General features: G+C 65.5%; 15 protein-coding genes. 10 read left to right on the top strand and 5 right to left on the bottom strand.

The annotated features are described in order from the left end of the window. Together ABWP50_RS07445 and ABWP50_RS07450 are read right to left on the bottom strand one after the other, a co-directional pair. On the bottom strand, nt 1-704 hold a 704-nt coding region (locus ABWP50_RS07445), incomplete at its 3' end, for an FN3 domain-containing metallophosphoesterase family protein (protein ID WP_353217364.1). Nucleotides 705-990: 286 nt separating this feature from the next. Then, nucleotides 991-2,046 carry an SAM-dependent methyltransferase gene (locus tag ABWP50_RS07450; protein ID WP_353217365.1) on the bottom strand — a complete coding sequence of 352 codons (1,056 nt, stop codon included), beginning with the start codon at nt 2,044-2,046 and terminating at the stop codon, nt 991-993. A 251-nt stretch (nt 2,047-2,297) separates the two neighbouring features. Between ABWP50_RS07450 and rpsF the strand changes: the two genes are divergently transcribed. From rpsF to ABWP50_RS07470, 4 genes are all read left to right on the top strand, one after another. Then, nucleotides 2,298-2,789 (top strand): 30S ribosomal protein S6, encoded by a 492-nt coding sequence (rpsF, locus tag ABWP50_RS07455; RefSeq protein WP_353217366.1) that lies wholly within the window; start codon nt 2,298-2,300, stop codon nt 2,787-2,789. Nucleotides 2,790-2,801: 12 nt separating this feature from the next. Then, entirely contained in the window at nt 2,802-3,026 is a 225-nt protein-coding gene (gene rpsR / locus ABWP50_RS07460) for a 30S ribosomal protein S18 (protein ID WP_353217367.1), read from the top strand. 12 nt (nt 3,027-3,038) lie between these two features. Then, on the top strand, nt 3,039-3,620 hold the full coding sequence (gene rplI / locus ABWP50_RS07465) for a 50S ribosomal protein L9 (RefSeq protein WP_353217368.1): 582 nt from the start codon (nt 3,039-3,041) through the stop codon (nt 3,618-3,620). A 115-nt stretch (nt 3,621-3,735) separates the two neighbouring features. Beyond that, on the top strand, nt 3,736-4,017 hold the full coding sequence (locus ABWP50_RS07470; RefSeq protein ID WP_353217369.1) for a DUF3297 family protein: 282 nt from the start codon (nt 3,736-3,738) through the stop codon (nt 4,015-4,017). Here ABWP50_RS07470 and ABWP50_RS07475 read toward each other — a convergent pair. After that, nucleotides 4,014-5,120: an endonuclease/exonuclease/phosphatase family protein gene (locus tag ABWP50_RS07475; protein ID WP_353217370.1), complete on the bottom strand. Its 1,107-nt coding sequence runs from the start codon at nt 5,118-5,120 to the stop codon at nt 4,014-4,016. The two genes, ABWP50_RS07470 and ABWP50_RS07475, sit on opposite strands and share 4 nt — an antisense overlap. Before the next feature lie 186 nt (nt 5,121-5,306). Between ABWP50_RS07475 and ABWP50_RS07480 the strand changes: the two genes are divergently transcribed. The 6 genes from ABWP50_RS07480 to ABWP50_RS07505 all read left to right on the top strand — a co-directional run bounded on the left by ABWP50_RS07480 (nt 5,307) and on the right by ABWP50_RS07505 (nt 9,922). After that, complete coding sequence (locus tag ABWP50_RS07480; protein ID WP_353217371.1) at nt 5,307-6,614, top strand: replication-associated recombination protein A; 1,308 nt, start codon at nt 5,307-5,309, stop codon at nt 6,612-6,614. Nucleotides 6,615-6,822: 208 nt separating this feature from the next. Continuing rightward, nucleotides 6,823-7,155, top strand: a complete 333-nt coding sequence (locus ABWP50_RS07485) for an MmcQ/YjbR family DNA-binding protein (RefSeq protein ID WP_353217372.1) — start codon at nt 6,823-6,825, stop codon at nt 7,153-7,155. 58 nt (nt 7,156-7,213) lie between these two features. Next, nucleotides 7,214-7,444 carry a DUF433 domain-containing protein gene (locus ABWP50_RS07490; RefSeq protein ID WP_353217373.1) on the top strand — a complete coding sequence of 77 codons (231 nt, stop codon included), beginning with the start codon at nt 7,214-7,216 and terminating at the stop codon, nt 7,442-7,444. Nucleotides 7,445-7,514: 70 nt separating this feature from the next. Continuing rightward, entirely contained in the window at nt 7,515-8,330 is an 816-nt protein-coding gene (locus tag ABWP50_RS07495) for a hypothetical protein (RefSeq protein WP_353217374.1), read from the top strand. 86 nt (nt 8,331-8,416) lie between these two features. After that, a complete protein-coding gene (gene crcB, locus ABWP50_RS07500) occupies nt 8,417-8,806 on the top strand; it encodes a fluoride efflux transporter CrcB (protein ID WP_353217375.1) in 390 nt (129 codons plus the stop codon). A gap of 24 nt (nt 8,807-8,830) precedes the next feature. After that, entirely contained in the window at nt 8,831-9,922 is a 1,092-nt protein-coding gene (locus ABWP50_RS07505; protein ID WP_353217376.1) for an RluA family pseudouridine synthase, read from the top strand. 179 nt (nt 9,923-10,101) lie between these two features. Here ABWP50_RS07505 and ABWP50_RS07510 read toward each other — a convergent pair whose 3' ends face one another. Together ABWP50_RS07510 and ABWP50_RS07515 are read right to left on the bottom strand one after the other, a co-directional pair. Beyond that, nucleotides 10,102-10,695 carry a hypothetical protein gene (locus ABWP50_RS07510; protein ID WP_353217377.1) on the bottom strand — a complete coding sequence of 198 codons (594 nt, stop codon included), beginning with the start codon at nt 10,693-10,695 and terminating at the stop codon, nt 10,102-10,104. A 90-nt stretch (nt 10,696-10,785) separates the two neighbouring features. Continuing rightward, nucleotides 10,786-11,841 carry a hypothetical protein gene (locus ABWP50_RS07515; protein WP_353217378.1) on the bottom strand — a complete coding sequence of 352 codons (1,056 nt, stop codon included), beginning with the start codon at nt 11,839-11,841 and terminating at the stop codon, nt 10,786-10,788. Nucleotides 11,842-12,004 lie beyond the last annotated feature (163 nt).

Here is a 12,004-nt window from a genome sequence, read left to right on the forward strand (position 1 = left end):
AATTGCGGCCGCCACAAATGGCTGAGCAGGCGCATGCGGGCGTTTTCGCCGGGGGCGGCCATGTCATATTCATGGTTGCCGGCCACCGGAATGGCGGGGACCATGGCGTGCAGGAAGCCGCCGGCCTTGAACCAATCCGCCCATTCGATATCGCGGCTGCCGCGGTTCACCAGATCGCCGGCGTGCAGCATGAAGCGCGCATCGGGGGCTGCGGCATAGGCAGCGCGGATGGTGCGTGACCACAACGACAGCACGCCGTTTTGCGCATCGCCCATGTAAATAAAGCGCAGCGGGCCAGCCAGCGGCGCGGTGCGCGTCTGGAACCATTCGCTCCAGTGGCCATCGGCGCCCATCACCCGCCAGGCATAGAGCGTGTCGGGCTTCAGCCCTTCGAAGCGCGCGCTGTGATAGGCGACCGCCGGCAGTGTGTCGTTGGCGGCGATGGCGAGCAATTTGGCATCGTGAACCGTGCTGCCAAGCTCGACACGCTGGGTGATGGCGGCGACGCTGCGCCCGGCCAGATCGATGCGGGCATCCGGCGTGGCGAGCGCGATTTCCGCTTTGGTGGCGGTAACATTGGCCGCTGTGCGCCAGCTGACCGCCAGGGTGCGGGCGGGATCGGCATCAAAGGTGGCGATGATACGGTCCGGCCACGCCGTCGCATTCTGCCACGGCGGCTGATCATGGCCGTCCGTGTGAGCCACGACGGGCGCAGCCACACACAAGGCAGCAAAAACCGCCACCAAAAACTTCATTGCATTTCCCCGAGCGCCACTGTCAGGGGGCTGTTACAGAAAGGTCATTTCAGTTCTGCGGCGCATCAATTGTGATTTTGTGACGAATTTTTTATAGATTTAAGTCAGCCTTGGGGCGATTATGGGTCTGCTGTCGCCGCACCATCGGCGACGGATCGCGGTGCGGCCGGTCAGGGCTGCGCGGCAGGGCCCGGCGTGTCACCGCGCGTGCCGATGAATTTGGGGACGGGGCCGATCATGCTGCCTTGCGGATGATGACCCCGAAACAGGTTGCGACAAAGCCGTCGATTGCAAGTTTCATGTGCAGCGGTTGGCCCAGAGCGGCGACTGCGGTGTCACCCGTCCCCCCATCGTAAGGCGGCACATCGATGAACCGGTCCATCGGCTGGTGGCCGAGATCGAAGTCGAACGCTGCCACCTCATGCCCCCGGTCGCGCAGCCGATCGGCAAGGGCTTCGAGATGCCGCCGCTGAAACAGCACGGTTTGCCAGTTGTCGACCGTTGGCCCGTCAGGCTCGCAATTATACTCCATGGTATGCACGCTCAGCCCCCCGGGCTTGATCGTTTTCAGCGAGGCTTCGATAAAGTCCAGGCCCTGCTTGATGCTGCCAAGATGCTCGACCGCGCACATCGACCAGCAGAAGTCATAACCGTTCAGATCCGCAGGGATATCATTCATGTCGGCGATGCGGAATTGCACATGCCGATCGAAGCTCTCGCGATCGACGAGGTGCGCGTGAAACGCCTGCTCCAGCGATCGGGCGTGCTGGCTGGTCTGGACCCAACCCTTCGCCTGCGCCGCCGCCATGTCCAGATCGGTGACGGTGACGGCGATGCCCTTGGCCGCAAAATAGCTTGGAAACGGCTCCTCCCCGCAGCCAAATCCCAAGCCGCGCGCGCCGGGCCGCAGGAAACCATGTTCATACACCGCCTGGGCAACATAGGTGAGTTCCCAAAGCTTGCGGTGATAGATGACGCTGGCCTTGAATTCGTTCGCCCAATACGCACACCAGTCGCTTTCGATATCGGCCTGGGTCGATGCCTTGGATGCCAGGCCGACATGCCGGGCTGCCAGGTTGGAGCGCACGGGCAGCGCGCCTTGCCCGCGCCGGGCAAGATCATAGCCGAACGCCTTGATGTTCAGTTCCATGATCCGGATGCTGCTGGCGATCCGGGCCAGCTCGTTGAGATTCGGCTGGCTTTCTGGTCCGAGGGGTTGCGCCAGCGCATTGATCTCTCCCGGCAGCCGGCGTTTCAGCACGCGAGACAGCGCGCGTGACAGTGAAAACATGACCGCGGTGACCTCCAGTGTGTCGATTTCCGGTTGTTACTTGGATGCTGTACTATTGCCACCAAAAACCACATCGATAGCCGCATTCATGCGCTGCCGCACGAACGCAGGGGCAAATCGCTTGCCATTCCATTCCTGTTCCGTCATACGCGCACGCTCACTGGCACGGGGCATGCTCCGGACGGTGAGACAAAGCAGGCCGGAGGGGCGTGGGCATGGTGCCCCGTCAACGATCGGCACAGGAGAGACGCATGCCGTTTTACGAGCATGTCTTCCTCGCGCGGCAGGACCTGACCACAGCTCAGGTTGAAGCGCTGACGGAAGGCTTTACGAAGATTGTCACGGACAACAAGGGCCAGGTTGCTGGTTCTGAATATTGGGGCCTGCGCACGCTGGCGTACCGGATCGCCAAGAACCGCAAGGCACATTATGTCATGCTGGTGCTGGATGCGCCGCCGGCCGCTGTGGCCGAAATGGAGCGTCAGGTTGGCCTGAGCGAAGACATCGTCCGCTCCATGACCATCCGCATCGATGCGCTGCCCACCGAGCCTTCGGCGATGACCCGCCGCGGCGGTGAGCGCGAAGGTGGCCGTGAAGGCCGCGAAGATCGCCCGCGTGGTGACCGTGATGGTCCCAGAGGCGATCGGGGCGGTGATCGCGGCGACCGTGGCGACCGTGGTGGTGAACGCAGTGGTGATCGGGGCGGCGAACGCCCGCGCCGCGAACCGCGCGCAGCATATTAAGGGAGAATGTAGATGGGACGTCCGTTCTTCCGTCGCCGCAAGTCGTGCCCGTTCGCGGGTCCGAGTGCACCTGCCATCGATTACAAGGATGTGCGCTTGCTGCAGGGCTTTGTCTCTGAACGCGGCAAGATCGTGCCGGCCCGCATCACTGCGGTGTCGGGCAAGAAGCAGCGCGAGCTGGCCAAGGCCATCAAGCGCGCGCGCCACCTGGGCTTGCTGCCCTATCTTGTTAAGTAAGGAGCAGCTGTCATGCATGTAATCCTGCTCGAACGCGTTGAAAAGCTGGGCACCATTGGCGATGTCGTCAATGTGAAGCCGGGTTTTGCACGCAATTTCCTGCTGCCGCGCGGCAAAGCCCTGCGCGCCACCGAAGCCAACAAGAAGCGGTTTGAAAACGACCGTGGTCGCATCGAATCCGATAACGCCAAGCGCCGCGACATCGCTCGCGCCGAATCGCGCGATATCGAAGGCGCCAGCGTCGTGATGATCCGCGCAGCATCGGCCACTGGCCAACTGTACGGCTCGGTTGCAGCCCGCGATCTGGCCGAAGCGCTGATCGCTGGCGGCCACAAGCTGAACAAGAGCCAGATCGTGCTCGACAAGCCGATCAAGAACCTGGGCGTGCACGACGTGAAGGTCGCGCTGCACCCGGAAGTGGTCGTGCTGGTCAAGGTCAACATCGCGCGTTCGCCTGAAGAAGCCGAACTGCAGGCCGCCGGCGTGGATATCAATGCCACTACCGATCGTGAGGAAATGGGCTTCACCGAAGCCTTTGATCCCAATGCCGAGCCTGGCATGCTGCCCACGGATGACGAACCAGCCGAAGGCTGAGCCATCCTGCGGTTTGAACGAAAAACGGGGCTGCCTGCATCTGCGGGCGGCCCCTTTTTCTTGCGGCCCCCCCCTTTTTCTTGCGGGTAGCAATTGCTGCGCCTAAGACCGCGCCATGACCGATTTGCCCGAAACCCCGCCCGAAACTGCTCCGGAAGCGCCAATTGACACGCCGCCAGACCGGCTGTCAGTCAATCCGCGCAGCGAATTTCATGACTGGGACTTGCTCAGCCGCGGCATCGGCATCCGCTACAACGGCACCGAACGCACCAATGTCGAGGAATATTGCATTTCCGAAGGCTGGATCCGCGTCGCCGCCGGCAAGAGCCTTGACCGCAAGGGCAATCCGCTCACCATCAAGCTGAACGGCACCATCGAGGCCTGGTATAAAAGCTAAAGCGCCACATCCACCCACAGCGCGGCATGATCGGAAGCTGCCTGTGACGGGGTGGTCAGCGTGGGATATATGGGCCACGGCGGCGCACCCTTGTTGGGGCGCATGCCAGTGCGGATGATGCCGGATGCCGTGACCGCCGCCGCCAGTGCCGGTGACAACAGGATATAGTCGATCTTGGTGCCGGCGCGGCAATTGCCGTGGGTTCCGGGCAGGCCGCCATCGTTGTGGCCCGGCAACACCGAAATATCGGCCAGATCGGTCTGGGCGAGCAGCGGGGCCAGTGGCTCCGCATCTGGTGTGTCGTTGAAATCGCCCATGATGGCGATATTGACGATGCCGGCGCTGCGGTGCGCCCGATAAATGTCCGCGACGCGCGCCGCTTCGTCGCGGCGCTTGGCCTGCGACCGCGGATCGTTGCCGCCAAATTTGGATTTGAAATGGCACAGCATCACCACGATCGCCGTGCCGCCGGGCACGGCAATGTGGAACTCCGGGCAATCGCGGCTGAACACCGGATTGCCGTTGGCACGGCGATCATCCACCCGGCTGCGCATCATGCCGATGGGATAGGCTGGCCCGGTCATCAGGCCGACATCGATGCCGCGATCATCATTGCCGTCAATCAGCATGGCATGGCGAAAGGCGGTGCCGCCCACCACCTCGCTGGCGATGATTTCCCGGTTGAAATCACCCAGCGACGGGCGGTGTTCGGCCTCCACCACGCCCATCACGTCTGCCGCGCAATCGCGGATCACCCGGGCGGTATTGAGCATGGCTTCATGATTGACCGGCCCCCGCTTGAGCTCCAGCGAGCCAACCCAGTCGGCCCGGCCGCTGGCTGCAACTTCGGGCGGCTTGTCCTTCGGGCGCCGGATCAGGCTGCCCCGGCTCTGGCGCAGCAAGGCATTGCGATTGCTGTCTGATCGCGTCAGGCCAAGCACGGCCAATTCGGCAAGTATCTCTGCCTTGATGGCATCGGTGTAGTCCGGCTGTGCCAGCAGTGCCTGGGCGCGGCCAAAGGCCTTGAGCACCGGCTCATTGCTTTCATCAAGGGCGCGGGCGCGATCGAACAGATTTTCGACATTGAACACGGCAAGGCGCATGGCGGTTCCTCCACTGCTGACCCGAGTGGGATGTTGCCAGCTTATGAAGACAATTCCAAGACAGAGGCGCGGGTCCAAGACAGAGGCGCGGGTCCAAGACAGAGGCGCGGGTCCAAGACAGAGGCGCGGGTCCAAGACAGCGGGCCGGACTTGCGCGAAACGGCGAAATGCGGCTTGGCTGGCGGCATGGCTGATCTGTTCGGCAGTTCACAACCCGCAACTGCTGGTGCTGCACCGCTGGCCGAGCAATTGCGCCCGGCGACGCTGGCGCAGGTGGTTGGGCAGGATCATCTGGTTGGCGCCGAAGGCTCCATCACCCGGATGATTGCCAGCGGCAGCCTGTCCAGCCTGATTTTCTGGGGGCCGCCGGGCACGGGCAAGACCACGATCGCGCGGCTGCTGGCCGATGCGGCCCAGATGCGCTTTGTGGCGATTTCTGCCGTGTTTGCCGGCGTGGCTGACCTCAAGAAGCTGTTTGCCGAGGCCCGCACTGCGTCCACGCGCACATTATTGTTCGTGGACGAAATCCACCGCTTCAACCGCGCCCAGCAGGATGGCTTTCTGGGGCCGATGGAAGATGGCACCATCACGCTGGTCGGGGCGACCACCGAAAACCCCAGTTTTGAATTGAACGCCGCCATCCTCAGCCGGGCGCGGGTGTTGATCGTGCGGCGGCTGGATGAAGCCGCGCTGGCCGATCTGCTGGCCCGCGCCGAAGCGCATGTGGGCCATGCCCTGCCGGTGACCGACGATGCCCGCGCCGCGTTGATCGCGTCGGCCGATGGCGATGGGCGGTTCCTGCTGGGTCAGGCCGAAAGCCTGTTGGCGCTGGATGAGGCCGCCGCGATGGACGCCGCCACGCTTGCGGCGTTCCTGCACCGCCGCATGCCGGTGTATGACAAGGACAGGGAGGGCCATTACGGCCTGATTTCGGCGCTGCACAAAAGCCTGCGCGGCTCGGATCCCGATGCCGCGCTCTATTGGCTGGCGCGCATGCTGGTGGCGGGGGAGGAGCCGCTGTATCTGCTGCGCCGGCTGGTGCGCTTTGCCAGCGAGGATATCGGCCTGGCGGACAGCAATGCCTTGCGCGTGTGCCTGGATGCCAAGGATGCCTATGATTTCCTCGGCAGCCCCGAAGGCGAATTGGCCATCGTGCACGCCTGCCTATATCTGGCGACTGCGCCCAAATCAAACGCCGCCTACGTCGCGCAGAAATCCGCCATGAAGCTTGCCGCCAGCACCGGTTCGCTCACCCCGCCGGCGCATATCCTGAATGCGCCCACCAAGCTGATGAAGGAACTGGGCTACGGCAAGGGCTATGCCTATGATCATGACGCGCCCGATGGCTTTTCGGGCCAGGATTATTGGCCGGATGGCATGGCGGCGCAGACACTCTACACCCCGTCCCCGCGCGGCACCGAGGCCCGCATCGCCGAACGGCTGGCCGAATGGGCGCGGCGACGCGAAGACTTGGCGCGGGCGGCATTGAAGTGAGACGGCGCGCCGGTCAGAAATTGTTGAAAATGCCGCCGGCGGGCAGGGGTGACCCCTGCACCCGATTGTTGGTTCGGCGCGCTATTTCGGAGAATTGGACCGAGCCAAAACAAAAGTGGTGCAGGGCTCAGCCCTGCCCGCCGGAGGCGCATTGCTGCCCGCCGGAGGCGCTTTGCTTCCCCTTCAAACCTGATCAGCAAGCCTCGGCATGACCTTGGATGATGTTCTGGCTCTGGCGCTCGCCCTGCCCGGCGCCACACGCGCCGCCAGCTATGGCCGCGATGCCGTGCTGGTGCGCGGCAAGATGCTCGTGGTGATCGGCCGTACGCCGGAGCATTTCGTGCTGCCCGCCGGGCTGGATGAGGCCGAAATGCTGATGGCCACCGATCCCGACTGCTTTTTCCAAACCCCGCATTATGTTGGTTGGCCGGGCGTGCTGGCGCGGCTGGACACGGCCGATCCCGAACGCATCGCAGTGCTGGTGGAGCGCGCCTGGGCCGCCCGCGCGTCGACCGCGCAGCGCAAGGCGCGGGGATTGTGAGCAGACCGGCGGCCAAACCGGGTTTGGCCTTTCCGGCGGCGCACGTTATGCTCAGGTCATGACAATTCTGCTCAGCCGCATCGAATCGCGGCCCGGCGTGCTGGGCGGCAAGCCCTGCGTGAAGGGCACACGGATGCCGGTGCGCGACGTGCTGGCCTATCTGGCTGAGGGTGACACGCTGGACGATCTGCTGGCGGCGTTTCCCACTCTCACGCGCGCCGATGTGCTGGCCTGCCTCGCCTACGCCGCCGATCTGGCCGACCATCCGCTGGTGATCGCCGCGGAATGAACTTCCTGATTGATGCGCAGCTGCCGCCGGCGCTTGCCGCGCGCTTGTGCGCCGCTGTGGCCCTGCTGCGGTGAGGTTTTCCCGGTTCGTCGGCATTGACTGGTCGGGCGCGAAGGGCGTGCGGCACCCTTCGGTGCAGGTGGCACAATGCGAAGCTGGCGATGCGCCGCCGGAACTTGTGTTGCCGCCGTCCGGCGTCTGGTCACGCAGCGCCGTGCTCGATTGGCTGGGCGGCCTGTCCGGCGATGTACTGGTTGGCATGGATGCCGGCTTCGGCTTTGCCGCGGTGCCGCCGTTCGATCAGCCAGCGCGCAGCCTGTGGGCCGAGGTGGAGGCGGTGTGTGCGGCTGAGGACGATCTGGGCGGGCACGGCTTTATCGCGCACCGGCGCGATGCTTTCTGGCTCGGCAAGGATGACGGCCCGCGCCATGCACGCGCGCATTTGCGGGTGACGGAGCAGGTCTACAAAGCCAGCGGGCTGGGCGTGCCGACGTCCAACTTCGTGCTGCTCGGCGCATCGCAGGTGGGCAAGGCGACGCTGACCGCCATGCGCTTGCTGCACCGGCTGAACTGGCCGGTGTGGCCGTTCGATCCGCTGCCCGAACGTGGCCCGGTCATCCTCGAAATCTATGCCCAGGCCTTTGCGCGCATGGCCGGGTTTCGCGGCAAATTGCGCGATGCGCCCAGCCTGAACGCCGCGCTGGCCCGCCACGGCAGCCAGGCCATGCCGGCGAATTTCCCGGCGGTTTTTCCCGATCATGTTGGCGATGCCGTCATCACCGCCGCCGGCCTGCGCGCGGTCGCCCACCAGCCGCATTGGTGGCAGCCCGCTGCGCTGACCCCGGCGATTGCAACCAGCGAAGGCTGGACCTTCGGCGTGGCTTGACATCCCTTTGGACGTTGCCGGCTGCCCGGCGGCCTGCTGTCCCGCCATGATTGGCAATCGCGGCGCAATCCGGCTAAGAGACCGCGATGAACCCGGCCTTGTCCCAATTGTTGCTGGTCAGCCTTGGCGGCGGCATTGGCACGGCGCTGCGCTATGGTGTTGGCCGCTGGGCGATTGCCGTGATGGGGCCGGGCTTTCCGTTCGGCACCTTTGCCGTGAATATCCTTGGCGGCTTGCTGATGGGGATGCTGGCCGGCTGGCTCGCAAAGCTTGATGGCGGTGTCGAAGGGCTGCGGCTGCTGCTTGGGGTGGGTGTGCTTGGCGGATTCACCACCTTTTCGGCGTTCAGCCTGGAAGTGTACAACATGATCATTCGCGCCGAAGTGGCGCTGGCGGCGGCCTATGCCATGTCCAGCACGGCGGGCAGTGTGCTCGCGGTGCTGGCCGGCGTGTGGCTGATGCGCGGCCCCGCCTGATAAAAGCCTGATGAAAGCCTGCTGATGCCCAATGCCACCATTGCCGACGACGACGACGGCATCCGCCTTGACCGCTGGTTTCAGCGCCATGCCCCTGAGGTGACCTTCAACATCGTGTCGCGCTGGTCCAAAACTGGCGCGGTGCGGCTGGATGGGGGCAAGGCCGGGCCGGGCGACCGCGTCAGTGTGGGCCAGGCGCTGGTGTGGCCGGATGTGCTGCCCGAACCGGCCAAACCGCGCCTGGTGGTAAAGGTGCGGCCGCCGCTGCACCCCGATCAGATCGATTATATGCGCGGCCAGGTCATCCACATGGATGCGCACGCTGTTGTGATCAACAAACCGCCGGGGCTGGCCACGCAGGGCGGCACCGGCATCACCACCAGTGTCGATGACATGCTGGATGCGCTGCAATATGATGCCGATGCCCGCCCGCGGCTGGTGCACCGGCTGGACAAGGACACATCCGGCGTGCTGCTGCTGGCGCGCACGGCCCGCGCGGCGGCGTTTTTCAGCAAAGAATTTTCCGGGCGCGAAGCCAGCAAGACCTATTGGGGGCTGACCATCGGCGTGCCCGAAATCCGCGCTGGCACCATCGATGCCGCCATCTCCAAACAGCCGGGCAGCGGCGGCGAGAAAATGCATGTCGATCCCGAAAATGGCCTGAAAGCCAAAACCCGCTACCGGGTGGTCGACAAGGCAGCGGCGCGCGCCGCGTGGGTGGAATTTCAGCCGTTCACCGGCCGCACCCACCAGATTCGCGTGCATGCCGCCGCGATCAGCCATCCGTTGGTGGGGGACGGCAAATATGGCGGCAAGGACTCTTATCTGACCGGCGGGATCAGCCGCAAGCTGCACCTGCACAGCCGCCGTCTGGTGATCGCGCTGCCCGATGGCGGCGTGATCGATATCAAGGCCGAATTGCCCACCCACATGGCCGAAAGCTTTGCGATGCTGGGCTTTGACATGGCGCTGGGCGATTACGAAGAACCGCCGCCGCCGCCGCCGCCCAAGAAGCTGCCGCGCCGCCTGTCCAGCGCCACCAGCGGCAACCGCCGCGGCGAACGGCGCGCGCGGGGCGCCGAACCAGAGCCCGTTCGGCCGCCGCGCCGAAAGTAAGGCAGACGCAAAGTGCCTCCGGCGGGCAGGGCTGAGCCCTGCACCACTTTTTTGGGCGCGGGAGGCAGCTTTGCCGGTGGCGGGCTGTATTATTGATGAAAAATGGCCGGATGCTGGGGTGCATCCGGCCATTTTTCGGTTTGGCGCAGTATCGCCGCCGGATTGTTCAATCGGGCGGATCAGTTTGCCCGGGCGCGGCGCGGTGCGCCGGGGCGGCCGGCGCGGGTGAGCAGGCGCTGCGGGCCGGTGGCGGTGACGTTGCGGGTCACCTGGCCGTTGGCGGCGCGGCTTGCCTGCACGATGCGGCTGGCCACGGTCGCGCCGGCGCTGTCGGTGATGGCGCGATTGCTGGTGATGCTGCCATCGCCGCGCACCATGCTGCCGTTCAGATTGAGCGTGCTGCCATCGCGGCGGGTGATCGTGCCAGTTTCGGTGGCCCCGGTTTCGGTGCGCGTGCGGGCATAATTGCTGCTGCTGGTCTGGCCGTCAAATCCGGTGCGGCTGGAACTGGCGGTGACGCCGGTTTCGGTGCGGCTGCGCGTCTGGCTGGCGGTGGCGGCGGCGCCATCGCTCTTGCGCGTCAATTCGGTGGTGCGATCGATGGTGCCGGCATCGCGCGTGGTGGTAACGCTGCCCGACACACGATCATTGCCAATCGTGCGGGTGTTGGTGCCAGAGGCGGCTGCTGGGGCTGCCGGGGCAGTCTGGGCCTGGCCGGCGGTGGCGGCAAGCAGCAGGGTGATCGAGGTGGCAGCAAGATATTGAAGTTTCATGATGATTTCCCTTTCTTATCTGTTCGGGAAGCGCAGCGCCTCCACATCTGGCTAAACGCGGGCTGTGCCGGAATCCTTCGCCGGTTGATTTCACCGGCGTTCTGGTGAGCGCGGCGGGCGTGCCGCCCGGGCTGCGCGCAATTGCTGCAAGCCGCGCAGCCGCTGCGCTTGTGCCGGCGTCAAGGTGCCGGCCTTGCGAGAGGCCCGTAGTTCGGCAATCGCGTCGGTGATTTGCGCGGCGCGTTCGGTGCGGGCCGTTGGCGGCTGCCCTGCCGGCCCATCGGCAACGATCGCAGCGGTTGGATCGGCGGCCGTGCTGGGTGAATTGACTGCGATGCCAATTGCCGGCGCTGCTGGCGTCGGCGGGTTGGCCGCCGCCAGCTCGGGTAAAGCCGGGGGAACCGGCACCGGTTGCGGCCTGGCTGCATCGGACAGCGGCTGGCGTTGGCTGATCCGATCGATGGCGGTGCGGGCAGTTGTGGCCCGCGCAGCTTTGCCAAACTCAGGGCGCGGCGCCGGAACAGCGCCGGGATTGGCAGCAGCCATGCCCGCCAGCGCGCGCCGTGCCGGGCTGCTTTGGGGCGTTGCTGCCGAGCGCAGCGCCGGGGCCACCAGCGCGGGTGGCGGCACGGCTCCCGGCACGATTGGCGGCAGGGATGCAGCGAGATCGGTGGGCGTGGCAGGCGGAGCCAATTGGGCCAGCGGTGCCGACGGGGCTTCGCTACGCGGTAGCGGCAGTACCGTCGGCGGCGCGGTGCGTTTGCGGGCCGCAGTGGCGGGCGGTGCGGGCTTTGCGCCGATCACGCTGGCCAGCGGGGCCAGCAGCGGTTGCAGATAGGCCGCAAACATCGGCGTCTGCGCCAAACCAGCGGCAACGGCGGTCGCCATCAGCAGGCTGCCCGCGCTGCCCAGCGCGATGCGCAGCCAGCGCCGCGCGGGCCGCCCGCGTGCCGGCCGCAACGAGGCGGCTGGTAGCGGAGATTGGGGCAGCGCAATCGGCGGCAATGCGGCTGGCGGCGAAGCGCGAACGCGGGCCAGCAAACGTGCAGCCAGATCGGCAGGCGGCGGCGGGGCGGCGCTGGCCAGCCCCAGCAGCCGCGCCAGATCGGCATCGGTGATGGCCGGCTGTGCAGCAGATGCGTTCATGACAGATCCCCTGGCAGGTCGTGCGGATCGACACCGGCCTGCACCAGCACGGCCTTCAAGGCGGTTCGTGCCCGGATCAGCAGCGATTCAAAGGCCTTTGGCGAGATCAAGAGCGTTTCGGCGGCCATTGGCCCGGTCATTCCTTCCCAGTAGGTCAGCACGA

The organism is Sandarakinorhabdus sp., from assembly GCF_040398645.1.
Taxonomy (GTDB): Bacteria; Pseudomonadota; Alphaproteobacteria; order Sphingomonadales; family Sphingomonadaceae; genus Sandarakinorhabdus.

What these genes read in the sequence shown, in the direction of transcription:
- crcB (WP_353217375.1), top strand. Translation starts at nt 8,417, where the DNA reads ATGAACCCGGCCTTGTCCCAATTGTTGCTGGTCAGCCTTGGCGGCGGC.
- rpsF (WP_353217366.1), top strand. Translation starts at nt 2,298, where the DNA reads ATGCCGTTTTACGAGCATGTCTTCCTCGCGCGGCAGGACCTGACCACA.
- ABWP50_RS07485 (WP_353217372.1), top strand. Translation starts at nt 6,823, where the DNA reads ATGACCTTGGATGATGTTCTGGCTCTGGCGCTCGCCCTGCCCGGCGCC.
- rplI (WP_353217368.1), top strand. Translation starts at nt 3,039, where the DNA reads ATGCATGTAATCCTGCTCGAACGCGTTGAAAAGCTGGGCACCATTGGC.
- ABWP50_RS07515 (WP_353217378.1), bottom strand. Translation starts at nt 11,841, where the DNA reads ATGAACGCATCTGCTGCACAGCCGGCCATCACCGATGCCGATCTGGCG.
- ABWP50_RS07470 (WP_353217369.1), top strand. Translation starts at nt 3,736, where the DNA reads ATGACCGATTTGCCCGAAACCCCGCCCGAAACTGCTCCGGAAGCGCCA.
- ABWP50_RS07490 (WP_353217373.1), top strand. Translation starts at nt 7,214, where the DNA reads ATGACAATTCTGCTCAGCCGCATCGAATCGCGGCCCGGCGTGCTGGGC.
- ABWP50_RS07510 (WP_353217377.1), bottom strand. Translation starts at nt 10,695, where the DNA reads ATGAAACTTCAATATCTTGCTGCCACCTCGATCACCCTGCTGCTTGCC.
- rpsR (WP_353217367.1), top strand. Translation starts at nt 2,802, where the DNA reads ATGGGACGTCCGTTCTTCCGTCGCCGCAAGTCGTGCCCGTTCGCGGGT.
- ABWP50_RS07450 (WP_353217365.1), bottom strand. Translation starts at nt 2,046, where the DNA reads ATGTTTTCACTGTCACGCGCGCTGTCTCGCGTGCTGAAACGCCGGCTG.
- ABWP50_RS07475 (WP_353217370.1), bottom strand. Translation starts at nt 5,120, where the DNA reads ATGCGCCTTGCCGTGTTCAATGTCGAAAATCTGTTCGATCGCGCCCGC.
- ABWP50_RS07480 (WP_353217371.1), top strand. Translation starts at nt 5,307, where the DNA reads ATGGCTGATCTGTTCGGCAGTTCACAACCCGCAACTGCTGGTGCTGCA.
- ABWP50_RS07505 (WP_353217376.1), top strand. Translation starts at nt 8,831, where the DNA reads ATGCCCAATGCCACCATTGCCGACGACGACGACGGCATCCGCCTTGAC.